Genomic DNA, 18,779 nt, shown 5'->3' on the forward strand with positions numbered 1-18,779 from the left:
GAGGATATGGTAAAGTTTTAGGTTGGTGTAAAATGGAAAAAGCTCGAAGAAAGGAGGCAACAAATGCCAGAACTATACGAATCCGACCACACAAAGTTCATACGAGAATTATTTGAGAAAAACCCGCGGCTGCCGCAAGCTCAGAGAGAGGCGCGGGCCATCTGGTGGGATAAAAAACTCGACCTTGACGAACGCAAGCGCTTCAAAGAGGCGAGCGTCCCCCAAAAAGGGTACGTCTATTTCGGCACTAACACTAATTCCGGGAAATAAGCGAAGGCTCGACGTATCGAGTCCGAGCTCGCGCGATCCCATGCGCAACGGTTGCGTGGGGCATGGTAATCGAGGGTAGTACACGACAAGCGCGATCAGCAGACACTAGAGTGCTTCGAACACGCCGGCGGCGCCCATGCCGGTACCGACGCACATCGTTACCATTCCGTATTTCTGGTTGTGCCGTCGCAGCCCATGCAGCAATGTCGCGACACGGATGGCGCCGGTCGCGCCGAGCGGATGGCCAAGCGCAATTGCACCACCCAGCGGGTTCACCTTGCTGCGATCCAGTCCCAGCTCGTTGATTACCGCGAGGCTCTGCGCCGCGAAGGCTTCATTCAATTCGATCCAGTCGAGATCGTCCTGTTTTAAACCAACCTGTCTGAGCGCTTTTGGTATCGCCTTGATCGGCCCAATACCCATGATTTCCGGCGGCACACCCGCTACCGAGTAACCCAGGAAGCGGGCGAGGGGGGTAAGATTGAAACGTTTTAACGCGGCTTCGCTTGCGACGATGACCGCTCCCGCGCCGTCTGACATCTGCGAGCTGTTACCTGCCGTTACCGAGCCGTTGGCGGCGAATACCGTTTTCAGCTTGGAAAGCACTTCGGGAGTCGTCCCGGGACGCGGTCCTTCGTCGGTATCTCGAACGATCGATACCTCGCGGATGTCATGCGAAGCCAGATCAGGGCGTTTCTCTTCCACCGTATAGGGTGCGATTTCCTGCTTGAATTCCCCCGTCGCGATAGCGTTGAGCGCTCTTGCATGGCTGGTCACGGCAAACTCATCCTGAGACTCACGGCTGACCTGCCATCGCTCCGCGACTTTCTCTCCCGTTAGGCCCATGCCATACGCGATCGCCACGTTCTCATCATGCTGAAATATCGCCGGGTCAAATGACACTTTGTTGCCCATCATGGGCACCATGCTCATGCTTTCCGTCCCGGCGCCGATGATCACATCCGCATGGCCTAGGCGAATGCGATCCGCGGCGAGTGCGACGGACTGCAGCCCCGATGCGCAAAAGCGATTGACCGTCATCCCCGGTACGCTATCCGGCAGGCCTGCCAGCAGGAGCGCAATGCGGGCGACGTTCATGCCCTGTTCCGCCTCGGGCATGGCGCAGCCGGCGATCACGTCATCGATTGCCGCAGGATCGAGCCCCGCGCACTGGTCCACCGCTGCTTTCAATACATGGGCCAGCATGTCGTCGGGGCGAACGGTTTTGAACATGCCTCGAGGGGCCTTGCCGACCGGAGTGCGCACGGCAGCGACGATATAAGCATCCTGGATTTTATCGGTCGTCATGGAAATCTCCTTACGCTAACTGGCGCTATCTTCGCCGCCGCGGTCTTCTGCATGCTCGTCTTCATAAACAGAATGTGCTGGATGTTCATGAATGACAGGAATCGACACCTGTTGGTTCAGTTGCCTTTCAACCGCCGTTAGTTCCGCAACGGCTTCCCTGTCTTTAGCGTATGCTCGACGCGGGCCTGTGTTTTCTCGGTCGCCAGCAATTCTATAAAAGCGGTGCGCTCCAGTTCCAGGAACCATTCCTCATCAACCAGACTGCCGGGCGTCAGCTCGCCTCCACACATGACATGAGCGATCTTGGAGCCGATCAGATAATCATGCTCGGAAATGAAGTTGCCTTCGCGCATGTTGACGAGCAGGCCTTTAATGGTGGCGATGCCGGTGGAGCCAGCCACGGGGATGCTGCGAGCCCTAAGTGGCGGACGGTAGCCTGCCTCAGCCAATGCCACTGCCTGGGCCTTGGCGACGTAGAGCAACTCGAAGCGGTTCATCACTATCGGGTCGTCCCGGCGCAGATAACCCAATTCCTTCACATGCTCGGCGCTTTTGCCCAATTGCGCGGTTGCGACATTCTGAAAGTAGTTCCTCAGCCGGGGAAAGGGATCGCCATCTTTTGCCTCCTGCGAGGCTCGCAGGGCCAGTTCCTTGCAGCCCCCGCCCGCGGGCAGCAGCCCCACCCCGGCTTCCACCAGCCCGACATAGCTTTCTAAGGTTGCCACCGCGCGATCGCAATGCATCACGAACTCGCACCCGCCTCCCAGGGCGAGCCCATCCACCGCTGCAACCGTCGGGATCATCGAATACCTGAGGTCCTGCGATGTCTGCTGGAACTGCGCCACCATTGCCTCCACTTCCGCCAGCTTTCCCGCCATCAAAGCGTCGGCAAGATGAAGACTTCGCGCTGCCTTGAGCACGGCCGATTGCGCCGATTTCCTGAGCTTTCGCGCCAGCAGGCTGAATGCCGATGGCGGCTCACCGCTTTTAAGGCGTTCTGTGGCCTTTTGAAGATTTGCTCCGGCGGAAAAGGGTGGCTCTGTTTGCCAGATCACCAGGGCACGCCAGTTGCGTTCCGCTTCGTCTAGCGCTTGCTGAATACCATCCAGCACATCGTTGCCGATGGTGTGCATCTTGCTCTTGAAGCTGAGAATGGCTACGCCGTCATCCGTAATTCCTTCCCGACCCGGTTCGCCCGCCGTATGCCACATCCGCACCGCATCGGTCTCGAATATCGTTACGCCGTACTCCGCTCGCTCGTTCAGCAGCCGGTCCGGAAACAGCTGCCGTCGATAGACCGGCAGCGTCGATCGTGGCCGGAAGGTATTCAACGAAGGCGAGTAGGAGCCATATGGCATGTGCACGCCCCAGCTTATGTCCCGGTTTTCCCCTTGATCGGTGCGTCGCGCTGCCTGCTTCACCCAATCTGGCAACGGCGTGTCGCTCATGCTTTTGCCTGACGCAATATCCTCGCTTATCCAGCCGGCGACTTCGTTCCAGCCCGCTGCCTGCCAGATTTCGAAGGGCCCCTGATTCCAGCCGAAACCCCAGCGAATGGCGAAATCAACGTCGCGCGCATTGTCAGCGATCGCCTCGAGATGCACGGCGCAATAATGGAATACATCACGGAATATGGCCCAGAGGAATTGCGCTTGCGGACTTGAGTCATTCCGCAGTTCCGCCAGCTTCTCCGCCGGATTTTTGCGTTTGAGCAACTCCCTTATGCCCTCTTCAACCGTCGCCCTGGACAGCACGTACTCGTTCCGGGCAATATCTAGTTCATGTATTTCATTGCCAACCTTCCGGTAGATCCCACGCCGGGTTTTCTGCCCGAGCGCGCCACTGTCGATCAGAGCTTTCAGCCAGTCGGGTACGATAAAGTATTTGTGCCATGGGTCATGCGGAAGCGTATTGCGCATGGTCTCGATCACATGCGCGAGGATATCCAGCCCTACCACATCGGCAGTACGGAACGTCGCGCTTTTTGGACGGCCAATCAGGGAACCGGTTAAAGCATCTACTGCACCAAATCCGAGACGGAACCGGCTCGCGTGATGCATGGTGGCGAGCATGGAAAATATGCCAATCCGGTTGGCGATGAAATTGGGCGTGTCTTTTGCCCGGACCACGCCCTTGCCGAGGTAGGTGACCAGGAATGATTCCAGGTTGTCGAGCATGGACGCGTCGCTTTCGACGCAGGCGGTCAGCTCGACCAGATGCATGTAACGCGGTGGGTTGAAGAAATGGATACCGCAAAAGCGGTGGCGCAACGTCTCGGGAAGCGCCCGCGCCAACTCATTAATCGACAGGCCCGACGTGTTGCTGGCGAGAATGGTATGTTCACCCAGGTGCAGCGCGACTTTCTCATACAAATCGCGTTTCCAGTCCATGCGTTCCGCGATGGCCTCGATCACGATGTCGCAATCTTGAAGCAAATTGAGGTGCTCGGCATAATTCGCCGGCTGGATGGAGGCCGCCCGGCCTGGAGACGACAACGGCGCGGGGTCCTGTTTTTTCAGGTTCTCCACCGCCTTTATTACGTTGGCATTGGGCTCGCCCTGCTCGGCAGGAAGCTCGAATAACAGCGTCTCGACGTTTGCATTCACCAGGTGGGCTGCAATCTGAGCGCCCATCACTCCAGCGCCGAGAACAGCAGCTTTGCGCACGATGAATTTGGTATTATTCACGTTACCCCCCTTCAACCACTGTTATCCCGTGTTGCTCATTCCTGAGGAACTATCCGCGGTATGCGTTTCTCGTCGACCGCCACATAAGTCAATACCGCTTCGGTCACCCTGCGGCATACTTCGTTATTTCCTTCGCGCAGCCCGCGCTGGGCGTAGACCGCAACATCGACCGTGATCGAGGTGCGACCGATCTTGACGATCTCGGCATAGAAGCTCACGACGTCGCCGACAAACACTGGCTGCTTAAACACGAAGGAATTCACAGCTACCGTGACCACCCGACCTCGTGCGCGCCGGATCGCCGGCAGGCTGCCGGCAATGTCGACCTGGGCCATGATCCACCCGCCGAAGACATCACCCGCATAGTTGGTGTCCGTAGGCATGGGCACCAACCGCAGTACGGGGTCCCGTCCTTTGGGCAGTGTTGCATCAGGTCCGGAGCCAGTGCACATGTTTGTCTCTACGTTTCCTTTATGGGGGCAGCTAAGCTGCCGCCTCGTCGCAACTCATTTTCGCGCTCAATGCCCTTCGTAAAGCCTGTCGATTTCGCCTTTGTAGTATTGCAGCACGTACCCTCGCCGCAGCTTTAGGGTCGGCGTCAGCATACCATTCTCCACCGTCCATGGCTCCTGCGCCAGCGCTACCCGGTATAGTCGGGCGTAGCCAGGGAATTCTTTTATCTGCTGGCCGATGCGTTGCACCAGGATTTCCTCAAGCTTTTGATTCCTTGAAAGCCGATGCCAGTCAGGATCAAGGTTATATTGGGCCGCAACACTTTCCCAATGGCGGGAGTTCAGCACTACCAGCGCACCCAGATACGAACGGCCTTCCCCGACCAGCATTACCTGCTCGAATAGGGGGTCGCGCAGGATGGCGGCTTCCATATCCGCCGGCGGGACTTTTTCTCCCGTAGACATGACGATGATTTCCTTGAGACGTCCGGTTATTGTTACGCGCCCATGTTCATCGATACGCGCGATATCTCCGGAATTCAGCCACCCGTCCGGCGATAATATCGCCCGGGTAGCCTCAGGGTTGTTCCAGTACCCCAGCATTACATTCTGGCCACGGATCAGCAAGGCATCATGCTCACCCAGTTTTACTTCAACTCCGGGAATTGGTCGCCCCACGCTGGTGGGAACATTGTCTTCGGTGGTGTTGGCGCATACTACCGGGCTGGTTTCAGTCATGCCGTAGCCTTGCAGGACTGGCAGTCCCAGACCGATAAAGATCCTTGCAACATCGCTCGGCAGTGCCGCACCGCCGCTCATCACTTCGCGAAGCCGGCCGCCGAGCTTGGCCATTATTTTCTTTGCTACCACGCGTTCCAGTATTGGCCACAGCAGGTGAGAGATGCGCCATGGAGCGCGTCCTTGCTGGTACTCGAAGCGGCTGTAGCCGATCTCAACCGCCAAATAAAACAGTTTTCTGCGCGACGCCGAGCTCTCCGCCAGCTTTGCACGAATTCCGGCGTAGATACGCTCGTAGATCCGCGGCACTGAAATCAGAAGAGTAGGCCGGATAGTCAGCAAGTCCTCCTGCAATTGGTGAACTGAACGGGCATGGGCCACCGTTGCGCCGCCCATCATCGGGGCATAATACCCGCCGGTACGCTCAAAAGTATGAGATAGGGGCAGGAACGAAAGCAGGAGATCATCCTGCCTGATGTGCACAACTTGCAGGCAACTGTAAGCATTGGTAAGGATATTATTATGGCTCAGCATTACGCCCTTGGGCCGGCCGGAAGTACCCGATGTATATATGATCGTCGCCAGCTGATGCGGATCACGTTGGGCATGATTCGCCTGGCCAGCGTCCTCAGGCGATCTTTCGACTAATTGGTCCGGCAACCAGTCATGCAGCGCAAGTACGAGATCATCTTCGACTTTTCTTTCGCTTCCCTGGATGGTAATGACGCGCACAAGCTCAGTCAGCTGACCCCTTACCTCGTAAAACGCATCCCATTGCGCCCGGTCTTCCAGTAACAGTACCTTGACAGCTGCATCACAAAGGATATGCGCGGCGTTATCCGGCCTATCGGCTGTGTAAAGCGGGACGACCACGAGCCCCAGTCGCAGAGCGGCATGCTCGAAAGTGACCCATTCCGGGCAATTTCGCAACATCACCGCGACGCGGTCCCCAGCGGAAAGGTTTTCCTGCGCTAGAGCCTGTTGCCAGTGCGCGATCCGTTCATCCATTTGCGCCCAGGTGAGGTCGCGCCATTTTCCAGTCGAACGGTCGTAGTCCCGATAAGCCACCATCTGGGGCGACCGCCGCACCCGCTCGCGGAACAGGCCATCAAGGGTGGCGGCGGTCTCGACCCGGATGACGTCCGCACGGTCGTCGTGAGTTGGCTGCATAATCGTTCCGTCTATTGTTGTTTTGATACTCGTGTGGAACTCGCGCGGCGCTTCGTCATTTGTCCCTGCATTGCTCAGGCGTCCGCCGGCACCGGCGTAACTGCGGGAGCAGACTCGGGTGCAGGGGCTGACGTCGTGCCGAAATCGGGAGGAAAATCGTCGACCATAATGACTCGGCGCCGCAGCGATTTCATTCCCGCCATTAACTCCAGTTCATTAGCAGTAATGACTCGCTGCTTGAGCGCAGCGGAAATTCTTTCCTCGCCCTCGGCGGGTATGCGGCCGGTTTTGACCGCCGCCCTCAACTTCGCCTCCACCGCGTCGCACACCTCCGCGCACTGTAGCGCCTGTTCCAGGATGTTCAGCGGTTCGTCAGCGGAATCAGGTATAAAGATGCCCTCCGTCAGTCGGTCGCGCGCCTCGCTTGGCGAAAGCATCAGCTTTGCCACTTCATGGCTCAGTTTATCCGATGGTGGTGAGAATGCAGCCCCCAAGGGAAAGACCATGAACCGCAGAAGGCGGGCGGCGATAGCGCTCCCGGGGAAGTTATCCAGCAAGCCCTCGAATGCCTGTTGCATGCGGTAGAGCGCATCCTGGATCGACCAGTGAATCAATGGTAAATCGGCTGCGGGGCGGCCATCGTCTTCGAAGCGTTTCAGGGCAGCCGAGCATAAATAAAGCATGCTGAGAATATCGCCGAGGCGGGCAGATATTCTCTCTTTTCGTTTTAGCGCACCGCCCAGAGTCAGCAACGATATATCGGCGAGAAAAGCAAAAGCTGCCGAGAACCGGGTCAATTGACTGTAATAACGTTGCGTTTCGGGAGCCACGCTGCCGGGAGCGCTTGCGAGCGTCCCACCGGTCAGCCCATGGAGGAAAGTACGCACACCATTGCTGAGCGTGTATGCCGCGTGGCCAGCCAGCGCTTTGTCGAAATTCTTGGAAGCGCGCACCGCGTTGCCGTCGTTCGCCGCGCCGATTTCCTTCAAGAGGTAAGGGTGACAACGTATTGCACCCTGGCCGAAAATGATCATATTGCGGGTGAGGATGTTCGCCCCCTCCACCGTTATGCTGACGGGGATTTGCTGATAGTTCCGCCCCAGGTAGTTGCTGGGTCCCAGGCAGATTCCCTTTCCCCCGTGCACATCCATCGCGTCGTTTATTGCCTGACGTCCGCGCTCGGTCAGATGGTATTTGACGATGGCCGAAATCACCGAAGGCTTTTCGCCCAGATCCACGGCTCCTGCTGTCATTACCCGTGCCGCATTCATTATGTAGGTGTTGCCGCCGATTCGGCTCAGCGCTTCTTCCACGCCTTCAAAGCGTCCGATCGGCGTCTTGAACTGCACCCGTACTCTGCCATACGCTCCGCTGGTGCGGGCAGCTAGCTTGGCCGCGCCGGTGCTGGTCGCGGGCAGCGATATCGACCGGCCCACTGCCAGGCAATTTACCAGCATGCGCCAGCCGTACCCCACCCCGTTACGCCCGCCGATCACCCAGTCCAGCGGGATGAAAACATCCTTTCCGGAATTGGGACCATTCTGAAACGCGGCATCAAGCGGAAAGTGGCGGCGTCCGATCTTGATGCCAGGCGTATCTGTCGGAATGAGGGCCAGTGTAATGCCGAGGTCTTCCGGTCCGTCCAGCAGGCCTTCCGGATCGCGCAGCTTGAACGCAAGCCCGAGAAGCGTCGCCACAGGTCCCAAGGTAATGTAGCGTTTCTCCCAGGTGACGCGTATGCCGAGTACATGCTCGTCGCCGTTGAATTGGCCATAGCAGACGATGCCCGTATCCGGAATCGCGCCAGCGTCCGATCCCGCTTCCGGTCCGGTCAGGGCAAAACAGGGAACTTCCAGTCCCTGGGCCAGCCGTGGCAGATAATGATCTTTTTGCTCGTCCGTTCCGTACTGCAGCAGCAGCTCGGATGGTCCCAGTGAGTTCGGTACCATCACCGTGACTGCCGCTGTGCCGCTGCGCGAGCTGATCTTCATGACCACTTCCGAATGTGCCAGCGCGGAAAAACCTTGACCACCATATTTTTTCGGGATAATCATGCCGAAAAAACCGTTGGCCTTGATGAATTGCCACACGTGTGGGGGCAGATCATGCAACTCGCGCGTTATGGTCCATTCGTCGAGCATGCGGCACAACTCTTCAACCGGTCCGGCAAGAAAAGCCTTTTCCTGGGGGCTGAGTTTGGGCTTCGGGTAAGCGAGCAGTTTGTACCAGTTCGGACTTCCGCTGAACAGCTCCCCTTCCCACCATATGGTTCCCGCATCCAGCGCTTCCTGCTCGGTTTGAGATACCTGGGGCAGGATCTTGCGAAAAATCTTGAGCAACCGGTCAGAAATCAGCGCGCGCCGCACGGGGGGAGCGAAAAGAATGACGCCGACAATCAGGAGCAGCGTCAGAAACAAAGAAGAGCTCAAGATAATTTCCCTGCGCAAATTTGCGTGGCTAACACCGCATTGCCTTATTGATCAGTTGTTCGCTGTAGCGGCCGCGCATTGGGAAAAATGCTGAATAGGTCCCGGCATGCCCCGAAAACTTATTTAACGGCCTCGTAAACTCATCTTATTGTCCACTTTCTTGATGCCTTCCACCATCCACGTGAGCATATTTACACGGTCCATCTGTGACTGATTGTCAACCGCACCGCTAAGCATAACCGTTCCATTATCCGCTTCGACCCCGATGTCCAGATGCCTGACCTCGGGGTCGGCCTTCAATGCGGATTTGATGGTGCTGGCGAGCGTATTGTCGTCCACTTGCGCCTTCTCCGGAGGCGTCTTCCACGACTCGTGCACCTTCTCCTCGGATTTTCCGCAAGCCGCGACCGATAAGGCGGCGATGAGGATCAGAGTCACTAATCCGAGCCTATCGTTCATCTTTTTCCCCCATCAGAATTGTTAAAACACAACCGAGCCCATCAGTGCAATTATGAAACCATGGCGGCTTTTAGGCCAGCGTTCAAGAGATGCTCGCATACCTGTTCGGTCAGATTTTCGGCTATGCAGTCGAATTCGCGTATGCCGTTCATTGCGCGAAGCCAGGTGAGCTGACGCTTAGCCAATTGCCGCGTGGCCGCCAACGCTTTTTCCCGGGCTGTTACGGCATCGATTTTTTTGTCGAGATACATCAGCATTTGCCGGTAACCCACGCAGCGCATCGAAGGGCTTCCCTCGTTGAGATAGAATTTATCACGGATCGCGTTTACCTCATCGATCAATCCCAGCTTGAGCATTTCATCAAACCGCCGGGCGATGCGTTGATGTAGCGCCGCACGGTCGGCGGGGATAAGCCCTATCCTGATCACATGATAGGGAAAATGAACAGTTTTGGGTTTCTGAAGGATTTCAGACATGGGTCTGTCGGTAAGGTAGCATACCTCCAGTGCGCGTTGTATACGCTGGCTGTCGCTAGGCTTGATGCGCGCCGCGCTGGCCGGGTCAAGCAAAGCCAGCTCCTGATGCATGCTGGGCCAGCCTTTTTCTACAGCTTTGGCTTCGATGGCTGCGCGTAAGCTGCTGTTAGCGGACGGGAGCGGCGAGAGACCGTCCAGCAGTGTCTTGAAATAGAGCATGGTGCCGCCGGCAAGTAACGGAATATTGCCGCGTTCAGTAATTTCGCCCATTGCGCGCAGCGCATCATCGAGAAATTGCGCAGCGGAATAGCGCTCGTTCGGATCGATCAAGTTGATAAGATGGTGCGGGACCACGGCCAGCGACCTCCAGCCGGGCTTGGCCGTGCCGATATCCATGTGCCGATAGACTTGCGCGGAATCCACGCTCACGATTTCCACCGGCAGCAACCGCGCGATTGCCAGAGCGACATGGCTTTTTCCGCTTGCGGTGGGTCCCATCAAAAAAATCGCGGGTGGATGATCCGATAACTCCGGTCGTTGGATTTTTTGGCTTTGCTCTGTCATGAGTAGGGCGAAGGCGCTGTCCGGATTGAGTGCCCGGTTTATTTATTTCTTGAAACTTTGGACTGTCGAGAGACACGCCTTATACGTCATCAAGTCATTAAACGCCCGAAGCGAGGAAATGGCAAGTGCCGGTTTTTTCGTTTAGAATCGCGTATTTCCGCCCCGTCGTGCTTTCCCGCGCCGGCTTATCAACATTTTCTTTCCTCCTTCCATGATCCTCGTTTTAAGTCCGGACACCCGGCCTGAAAGTTCCGAGTATAAGCAGTTGCTGACGCATCTCGCCAACCTGCCGGGTATTTCCACGCGTGTGCACACCGAAGTCGGCAGTGAGCAAACGCTTACAGAGGTATATTTGATTGGAAATACCAAACCGCTGCCGATCGAGGACATGCAAAGCCTGCCCTGCGTCGAGCGGGTCGTCAGGATTTCTGAGGAATATCGCGTTCTTGGCCGGCACAAGAATGATAACAGAGCCACTTACTTCGACTATAACGGCGTGCGTTTCGGGCAGGATACACTGAACATTTTTGCCGGATTATGCGCCGTGGATACGTTGGAGCATGTCGAGTTGATGATGCAGGCACTGCGCGATAACGGACAGATATGCACCCGCATGGGCGCGTATAAGCCGCGCACCAGCCCGTACTCGTTTCAGGGACACGGCAAGGTTTGTCTGCCTTATGTATTTGAGCTGGCGGGCAAGTACGGGATCAAGGTGATTGCCATGGAAATCACCCACGAATCCCATCTCGAGGAGATTTGCGAGGCGCTTTATGTGACCGGCAACCCCACCGGTATCATGCTGCAGATCGGCACGCGCAACACGCAAAATTTCGAACTGCTCAAAATCGTGGGTCGCCAGCAGGAGTTCCCGGTATTGATCAAGCGCGGTTTCGGCATAACCCTGGATGAGTCACTCAACGCCGCGGAATATCTGGCTTCCGAAGGAAATCGTAAAGTCGTCTTTGGTCTGCGCGGCATGAAAACCAATATGGGCGATCCTCATCGCAATTTCGTTGACTTTGCCCATGTGCCCGTGGTGAAGCGTTTGACCCGGATGCCGGTTTGCATTGATCCATCTCATTCGGTGGGTCTGCGGGCGACGTCTCCGGATGGCATACTCGATATTATGCATGCGACTGCCCAAGGCATTATTGCCGGCGCCAATATGGTCTTGGTGGATTTCCACCCGGTTCCCGGCAAGGCGCTCGTGGATGGACCTCAAGCGCTGCTAATCAAAGAGCTCCCGCTTTTTCTGGAAGACGTTCGCATCGCTCGCCAGGCTTACGAGCAACGTGCCGCTCTGGCTGAACATTATCGTGATGCGTAGTCTTATTTTGTTTTATCGGTAAAACGGTAAAGTCGCGATCTTGCGATTATCTTCTCCGGGACAGGTGCCCGCCGTTCATGCGCCTCAATAAGATTCGGTGTAGTGTTTTATTGCTTCTGTTCGTGTTTTCCGGATTACTCCCGGCATCGACGACAAATGTTCGGGGGGATGTTACAGATGACGCCGCCGGACCGGCAGCGCGGACGGTTGCCCCGCTCGAATTGATTGACGATCGCGGGCGCGGCGTCCGTCTGAACCATTTCGCCAATCGTATTGTATCGCTCTCCCCGAATATTACGGAGCTGGTTTTCTCCGCCGGGGCCGGCAGCAAACTGGTGGGTGCCAGTCGTTACAGCGATTATCCCGAGGAGGCAAAAACAGTTCAGGAAATCGGGGATGCGTCCGGTCTGGACTTCGAAAGAATTCTCGCGCTAAAGCCTGATCTGGTGATTGCATGGCGCAGCGGTAACAGCGCCGCGGATATCGGCAAGCTCGAAAAACTGGGTCTCCCCGTATTCGCAGCCGAGGCAGTCCGGCTCGAGGATATTCCCCGTCTGCTGCGCGCAACCGGGAAGCTTGCGGGCACATCCTGGCTAGCCGAATCAGCGGCGAGGGCGTATGAAGAGGAATTGCAGCAGATTAAGCATCGTTATGACACGCATCATAAAATAAGCGTGTTCCATTTAATCTGGGATCAACCGCTCATGACCACAAATGCCAACCATATGGCGAGCGATATCATCAATATATGTGGCGGCGTCAATATGTTTGCGTCCGCGCCTTCCCTGACGCAAGCCGTGTCCGAGGAAGATCTTCTCGTGGCCGATCCTGACGCCATCATCAGCAGTACCTCGCTTGAACCCGCCGAAACTGGACTGCGCTCCCGATCGCAACGCTTCTCTCAAATGAGTGCCGTCAGAAACAATCATATATTTTTTGTGCACCCCGATCTCATCAATCGGCAGACTGTTCGCACGCTGGTAGCCGCAAAAACGGTTTGCGCACAGCTGGAAAGCGTCCGGTCAGGTCGGGAAAAGGAACCGGCCCGGCCTGTACCCGGAACTGGTTAGTAGATTCCTTGTCATCTCTAGATCGGCTGAGTTCAAATGCCGCGGATGTGAAAAGGGGAGAGTTCACTTGAGTAAATATATGAATAGTCTAGAATAACGGTCCAACGCGTTTTGCCGTGAATTAGCCCTACACGCGGGACTGCGAAGAGCCCCGCAAGGACGGGAGGCGTGCTCCGGGTGATGGACAGACCGGGCGCGACATTGTGCCTGAACTAAATGGTTTTTATGGAGAATGAACAATGATCAAGGTATTGCTTGCGAATCCCCGCGGTTTCTGCGCCGGGGTGGACCGCGCGATTGAAATCGTCGAGCGGGCGCTGAGTATGCACGGAGCGCCGATCTATGTGCGCCACGAAGTGGTGCATAACCGGTTCGTCGTAGAGAATCTGGAGAAGAAAGGGGCGGTGTTCGTAGAAAACCTCGATGAAGTGCCAGTCGGCAGCATACTGATCTTCAGTGCGCACGGCGTATCCCACGAGGTGCGGCGCGAAGCGGAGGCGCAACAGTTTAAGGTATTCGATGCCACCTGCCCGCTGGTGACAAAAGTTCATATCGAAGTCGCGAAAATGCGCGAGCAGGGACGGGAAATCATCATGATTGGCCACGCCGGACATCCTGAGGTGGAAGGCACGATGGGACAGGCTGAAGGAGACGGGCCCTGTATGTATCTGGTGGAAACCGAAGAGGACGTCGAAAATTTGCAAGTGAAAGACCCGAGCCATCTGGCCTACGTTACCCAAACGACGTTGTCGGTGGACGACGCGACGCGCGTTATCAAGGCGCTGAAGAAGCGGTTTCCAAAAATTACCGGCCCAAAAAAGGACGATATTTGCTACGCGACGCAGAATCGGCAGGATGCCGTAAAAATGATGGTAAAGCAGTGCGATCTGGTTATCGTAGTCGGCTCGCCTAATAGTTCCAATTCCAATCGCTTGTGCGAAGTTGCCAGAAATGCCGGGGTTGACGCATATATGATAGACCGGGCCGAACAACTGCTGGAGACGTGGCTGGAAGGAAAAGACCGGATCGGCATTACCGCTGGGGCTTCCGCACCGGAAGTGCTCGTGCAGGAGGTGATCGCGCGTCTCAGGCAGATAGGAGCGGGGCAGGCTGGCAGGGAAGTCATGGTCGAAGAACTGAGCGGCGTGGTTGAGTCGGTAGTATTTCCGTTGCCTAAGAATTGATCAGATGATTCTCACTGCTTCACCCCGGTAATATCCGAGCCTCAGCTGTTGTGGTTCGCCATCGGGTTTACAATCAACCGCTACCCGCTATAAAACTGGTCGCTGGCCTCTGCAATTGGGCTGCCTGATTGCAGCAGGGAGCCTCCATCAGATTTTTCCACCTCTGTCCCAGTAAAATCATGGGTCGAAGTTGCGGCAAATTGGAAACCGGCTGGGCTTTGGTCGCACGTCTGTTACGCGACCTGATCCGCATCCGAATTAATTAACTGTTCAATCGCCCTGGCAATAAGCCGTTGTAATCGATGCAGCACATACTGGAGAAGGCTAAAAATATTCGTCTGGTCGTTTTTGACGTGGACGGGGTACTTACCGACGGAAGCCTGTACCTTACGGACGGCGGCGAGGAGATAAAGGCATTCAATAGCCAGGATGGCCACGGCCTTAAGATGCTGAGGGCGAGCGGAGTTAATATTGCGCTCATCACCGGTAGGCAATCGCGGTGCGTCGACCTGAAGGCCAAGGATTGGGGCGTTACCATCGTTTACCAGGGCGCGAAAAGCAAGCTGCCCGTATTCGAGGCGATGCTTAAGGATCACGGGATGGACGCCTCCGCCTGCGCCTATGTGGGAGATGATTTGATAGACTTGCCGGTGATGTTGCGTTGCGGTCTTTCCATTACAGTGCCGGCCGCGCCGGCTTTTGTGAAAAAGCATGCGCATCATGTTACCCGTCTGGAAGGTGGCCGGGGCGCTGTACGCGAGATTTGTGAATTGATTATGCACGCGCAGCAGACCCTGGATGCCCAATTGGCGGCCTATCTTAAATGATCAATCGCCTGCCTTCCTGGCTCCTCGTCGTTATTCTCGCCTTGCTCGTAATATTGCCGTTCTGGCTGAATCAATCGCCGCGTGCAATTTCCCCTTCGCAGAACAATCAACCGAGCCGAACGCCTGACTATGTGGTGGAAAACTTTTCCGCTATTCGAATGGATGAGAGCGGCGTTGGACGTCATGTCCTGCTCGGGAAGAAAATGGTGCATTACCCGGACGATGACTCCACTGATCTTGAGCAGCCGCGCTTGATCAATACCGAGCCGGGAAAACCGGCAATGCAAGTGAAGGCGGACGAAGCGAAAATGACAAGCAGTGGCGAAGATATTTATCTGAGCGGCAACGTCATGGTAGTGCGAAATGGAGGTAAGGGCCGCGGCGAGACAAGCATGACTACGAGCTTGCTCCATGTTATCCCGGATGACGATATTGCCAGAACGGACAAGCCCGTCGTTATTACCGAAACAAACGCGGTGATCAGAGCAGTTGGCATGGAGATGAGTAACCGCACGGGTATCACACAGCTATTGTCGCAGGTTAAGGTTGTTCATGACAAACGACGATAGGAAAGGTGAGGCGCAAGGCCCGGCGCGAGGCGGGCGATTCGCGGGGTGGCCCTCGCGATGGAAAATCCATGGCTTGCGTTCAAGTTGCGTGGGGTATTTACTCGGCATGGCCCTTGCCGCGCCCGTTCTGGCTGAAAGGGCTGACCGCGATCGGCCCGTTCATCTGGAAGCCGACCGGGCGACTGTACAGGATGCCAACAAACTCGCGACCTTCACCGGCAACGTAGTGCTCACTCAGGGAACCTTGGTCATTCGCGCTGACAAGATGACGGTGAAAGAAGACGCCAACGGGTTCCAGCACGCCACTGCGTTCGGCAACCTTGCCACCTTTCGCCAAAAGCGCGACGGCAAGGATGAGTATGTGGAGGGGTGGAGTGAACGAATGGAATATGACGGCAAGGCCGACAAGGTGCAGCTATTCAAGAAAGCGAGATTACGACGCGGGCAGGATGAGGTTCATGGAGATTACATTTCCTACGATGCTGTCAATGAATTCTTCCAGGTAAACGGTAGTGGCGAAACAAGTACTCAAACTCATTCCGAAGGAAGGGTAAGGGCCGTGATTCAACCGAAGAAAAAACCGGATGCTGAGAGTCGATGAAGTCGAACGCCGACGTGCTGGAAAATGAGCGAATTCAGAGCCGATAATTTAAAAAAAACCTATAAGTCCCGAACGGTGGTGCAGGATGTTTCGATTTCCGTCAATAGCGGCGAAGTCGTAGGCCTGCTCGGACCCAACGGCGCGGGCAAGACCACGTGTTTCTATATGATGGTCGGTTTAGTCCCGCTCGATGGGGGTAACATCCATCTCGACGAACTCGATCTTAGCCAGATGCCGATGCATCAGCGGGCACGCCTGGGGCTGAGTTACCTGCCTCAGGAGGCATCCATATTTCGGCGCCTTTCGGTGGCCGACAATATTCGTGCGGTGCTGGAATTGAAGAATTACCCGCCCGGTGAAATGCACCAGCATCTTGACGATCTGTTGCATGATCTTCATATCACTCACATCCGTACCAACCCAGCCATTAGTTTGTCGGGTGGGGAGCGCCGCCGGGTCGAAATTGCGCGGGCGCTCGCAACCGAGCCGCGCTTCATTCTGCTGGATGAACCGTTTGCGGGGGTTGATCCAATCGCCGTGATTGATATTCAAAAAATTATCAGATTTCTCAAGGAACGTGACATCGGCATTCTCGTTACCGACCATAACGTGAGGGAAACGCTGGGTATTTGCGATCGAGCCTACATCATCAGCGAAGGTAAGGTGCTGGCGAGCGGCAGCCCCGATGAAATCATCTATAATGAAAGCGTAAGGAAAGTGTATTTGGGAGAGCATTTCCGGCTGTGAAGTAGGAGTTAGCCATACATACGAACCCGGTTTACCGGGTCCTGCCTATTATGAAACCCACTCTCCAGCTTAAGACGTCACAGCACTTAACGCTCACTCCGCAATTGCAGGAATCGATCAGGTTGCTGCAGCTGTCAACGCTGGAGCTGAACCAGGAAATTGAACGCCTGGCTCAGGAAAATCCCCTTCTGGAGCTCGACGACAGTGTCGGTAGCGGCATCGAGTATTTGGGCGCGCTCGAGGCCGGGGTAGAGCCCCTTTCGGCTGATCTGATGGAAATTCCGGAGGAAGGCGGCAGCAAATTGCTTTCCGAGGATAGTCTTGACTCAAAAAAAGAAGCGGGGGAAACGGACTGGCTCCCAGACGACAGCGGACCCCGCGGCATGCGGGACGATGACGACGAGCGTGATTTTCCACAACAGGCTGCAGAGCCTCAAAGTCTGCGCGAGCACCTCAACTCGCAGCTTAGCCTTAGTCAGATTCCTGAACGCGACAGGAAAATTGTCGGTTTACTGATCGACAGTCTCGACGACGATGGGTACCTTGCCCAGGACCTGGAAGAACTCGTTGACCTGTTGCCGCCCGAACTCGAGATAGACATCGATGACCTTCACATCGCCCGTGAACTATTACAACATCTCGATCCGGCCGGCGTGGGGGCCCGTAACCTGAGAGAATGCCTGGTGATGCAGCTGCAGGCTCTGCCGGAGGACACGCCATATCGTGATCAGGCCTTGCTGCTGGTCGGGAATCATCTTGAAAGCCTCGCATCAAGAGACTTTTGCGCAATAAAAAAATTGCTGCATTGCGACGACGACTGCCTGCGTTCAATCCAGAATTTGATCACGCGCCTAAACCCCCGGCCCGGTATGGCATTCAGTTCCGCAGTGGCCCGCTATATTATTCCTGATGTGATTGTCACCAAAATCGGCGGCGTATGGGTCGCCAATCTTAATCCGGAAGCAATGCCTCGCCTCAGGATCAACCGGCTGTATGCGGACATCCTGAAACGCTATAGCGATGACTCTACGCGGCGGCTGGCAGGTCAACTCAATGAAGCAAAATGGCTTATCAAGAATGTCCTTCAGCGTTTCAGCACCATATTGAAGGTGTCGGCCGCTGTGGTTGAGCGACAGCAGCAGTTCTTCGAGCATGGGCCAGTAGCCATGCGACCGATGGTATTGCGCGAAATTGCGAGTACGCTCGACCTGCATGAATCCACCATTTCTCGTGTGACAACGCAGAAATTCATGCGTACGCCACGTGGTATATTCGAACTCAAGTATTTTTTTGGTAGTCACGTCGCAACCGATACGGGCGGAGTTTGTTCCGCGACCGCCATTCGCGCTTTGATAAAACAACTGATCAGTGCCGAGGAGGGAAAAAAACCGTTGAGCGACAGTCAAATTTCGGAAATTCTGGGCCAGCAGGGTATTATGGTTGCTCGTCGCACTGTGGCAAAATACCGGGAGTCCATGCACATCCCTCCGGTTAATCTTCGCAAGTCAGTTTAACTAACGCCCAAGGAGGCATAATGAACCTCAATCTTACCGGTCACCACGTTGAAATCACCCCTGCGATGCGGGACTATGTGACTTCAAAGCTGAGCAAAGTTACGCGCCACTTTGATCACGTTATCGATGTCAGCGTGATTCTGTCGGTAGAAAAACTCAGGCAAAAGGCTGAAGCCAATGTGCATGTGCGAGGCAAGGATATTTTTGTCGAGGCTGACGGCGCTGATATGTATGCTTCGATAGACAGTCTGGTTGACAAGCTTGATAGGCAGATACTCAGGCACAAGGAAAAGAATGCTGACCGCCGCAACAATGGCGGGTTGAAGAATCTGGAAGTGGAACAGCCTGAGGCCAATCCGGCTGATCCGGGATCGTAGTGGGTGG

At 55.7% G+C, this 18,779-nt stretch carries 17 protein-coding genes; 10 read left to right on the forward strand and 7 right to left on the reverse strand.

Annotation, left to right across the window (positions count from 1 at the left end):
• The first annotated feature begins 63 nt into the window (after positions 1-63).
• Positions 64-270 (forward strand): DUF3460 family protein, encoded by a 207-nt coding sequence (locus tag C8R31_RS12775; protein WP_107694459.1) that lies wholly within the window; start codon positions 64-66, stop codon positions 268-270.
• Positions 271-375: 105 nt separating this feature from the next.
• Here C8R31_RS12775 and C8R31_RS12780 read toward each other — a convergent pair whose 3' ends face one another.
• From C8R31_RS12780 to miaA, 7 genes are all read right to left on the reverse strand, one after another.
• Positions 376-1,578: an acetyl-CoA C-acyltransferase gene (locus tag C8R31_RS12780; RefSeq protein ID WP_107694460.1), complete on the reverse strand. Its 1,203-nt coding sequence runs from the start codon at positions 1,576-1,578 to the stop codon at positions 376-378.
• A 137-nt stretch (positions 1,579-1,715) separates the two neighbouring features.
• Complete coding sequence (locus C8R31_RS12785; RefSeq protein ID WP_107694550.1) at positions 1,716-4,265, reverse strand: 3-hydroxyacyl-CoA dehydrogenase/enoyl-CoA hydratase family protein; 2,550 nt, start codon at positions 4,263-4,265, stop codon at positions 1,716-1,718.
• A gap of 35 nt (positions 4,266-4,300) precedes the next feature.
• A complete protein-coding gene (locus C8R31_RS12790) occupies positions 4,301-4,717 on the reverse strand; it encodes an acyl-CoA thioesterase (RefSeq protein ID WP_107694461.1) in 417 nt (138 codons plus the stop codon).
• Between the two features lie 66 nt (positions 4,718-4,783).
• Positions 4,784-6,625 (reverse strand): long-chain fatty acid--CoA ligase, encoded by a 1,842-nt coding sequence (locus C8R31_RS12795; protein ID WP_107694462.1) that lies wholly within the window; start codon positions 6,623-6,625, stop codon positions 4,784-4,786.
• A gap of 74 nt (positions 6,626-6,699) precedes the next feature.
• Complete coding sequence (locus C8R31_RS12800) at positions 6,700-9,054, reverse strand: acyl-CoA dehydrogenase (protein ID WP_107694463.1); 2,355 nt, start codon at positions 9,052-9,054, stop codon at positions 6,700-6,702.
• 123 nt (positions 9,055-9,177) lie between these two features.
• Positions 9,178-9,513: a BON domain-containing protein gene (locus tag C8R31_RS12805; RefSeq protein WP_107694464.1), complete on the reverse strand. Its 336-nt coding sequence runs from the start codon at positions 9,511-9,513 to the stop codon at positions 9,178-9,180.
• A 50-nt stretch (positions 9,514-9,563) separates the two neighbouring features.
• Complete coding sequence (gene miaA, locus C8R31_RS12810) at positions 9,564-10,487, reverse strand: tRNA (adenosine(37)-N6)-dimethylallyltransferase MiaA (RefSeq protein ID WP_258192701.1); 924 nt, start codon at positions 10,485-10,487, stop codon at positions 9,564-9,566.
• 277 nt (positions 10,488-10,764) lie between these two features.
• Between miaA and C8R31_RS12815 the strand changes: the two genes are divergently transcribed.
• From C8R31_RS12815 to hpf, 9 genes are all read left to right on the forward strand, one after another.
• Positions 10,765-11,883 carry a 3-deoxy-7-phosphoheptulonate synthase gene (locus C8R31_RS12815; RefSeq protein WP_107694466.1) on the forward strand — a complete coding sequence of 373 codons (1,119 nt, stop codon included), beginning with the start codon at positions 10,765-10,767 and terminating at the stop codon, positions 11,881-11,883.
• A 77-nt stretch (positions 11,884-11,960) separates the two neighbouring features.
• Positions 11,961-12,953, forward strand: coding sequence for a cobalamin-binding protein (locus C8R31_RS12820; protein ID WP_107694467.1), 993 nt, complete (start codon positions 11,961-11,963; stop codon positions 12,951-12,953).
• A gap of 239 nt (positions 12,954-13,192) precedes the next feature.
• A complete protein-coding gene (ispH, locus tag C8R31_RS12825) occupies positions 13,193-14,137 on the forward strand; it encodes a 4-hydroxy-3-methylbut-2-enyl diphosphate reductase (protein ID WP_107694468.1) in 945 nt (314 codons plus the stop codon).
• 302 nt (positions 14,138-14,439) lie between these two features.
• Entirely contained in the window at positions 14,440-14,964 is a 525-nt protein-coding gene (locus C8R31_RS12830; protein WP_107694469.1) for an HAD family hydrolase, read from the forward strand.
• Positions 14,961-15,533: an LPS export ABC transporter periplasmic protein LptC gene (gene lptC / locus C8R31_RS12835; protein WP_107694470.1), complete on the forward strand. Its 573-nt coding sequence runs from the start codon at positions 14,961-14,963 to the stop codon at positions 15,531-15,533. The genes C8R31_RS12830 and lptC overlap by 4 nt, the downstream gene beginning before the upstream one ends.
• 106 nt (positions 15,534-15,639) lie before the next feature.
• Positions 15,640-16,134 (forward strand): lipopolysaccharide transport periplasmic protein LptA, encoded by a 495-nt coding sequence (gene lptA, locus C8R31_RS12840; protein ID WP_107694551.1) that lies wholly within the window; start codon positions 15,640-15,642, stop codon positions 16,132-16,134.
• Positions 16,135-16,158: 24 nt separating this feature from the next.
• Positions 16,159-16,881, forward strand: coding sequence for an LPS export ABC transporter ATP-binding protein (gene lptB, locus C8R31_RS12845; RefSeq protein WP_107694471.1), 723 nt, complete (start codon positions 16,159-16,161; stop codon positions 16,879-16,881).
• 50 nt (positions 16,882-16,931) lie between these two features.
• The gene (locus C8R31_RS12850; RefSeq protein WP_107694472.1) at positions 16,932-18,395 is read left to right on the forward strand and encodes an RNA polymerase factor sigma-54; all 1,464 of its coding nucleotides are present in this window, start codon (positions 16,932-16,934) and stop codon (positions 18,393-18,395) included.
• Positions 18,396-18,415: 20 nt separating this feature from the next.
• Complete coding sequence (gene hpf / locus C8R31_RS12855; protein WP_107694473.1) at positions 18,416-18,772, forward strand: ribosome hibernation-promoting factor, HPF/YfiA family; 357 nt, start codon at positions 18,416-18,418, stop codon at positions 18,770-18,772.
• Positions 18,773-18,779 lie beyond the last annotated feature (7 nt).

It is taken from the genome of Nitrosospira sp. Nsp2 (assembly GCF_003050965.1).
Lineage (GTDB): Bacteria > Pseudomonadota > Gammaproteobacteria > Burkholderiales > Nitrosomonadaceae > Nitrosospira.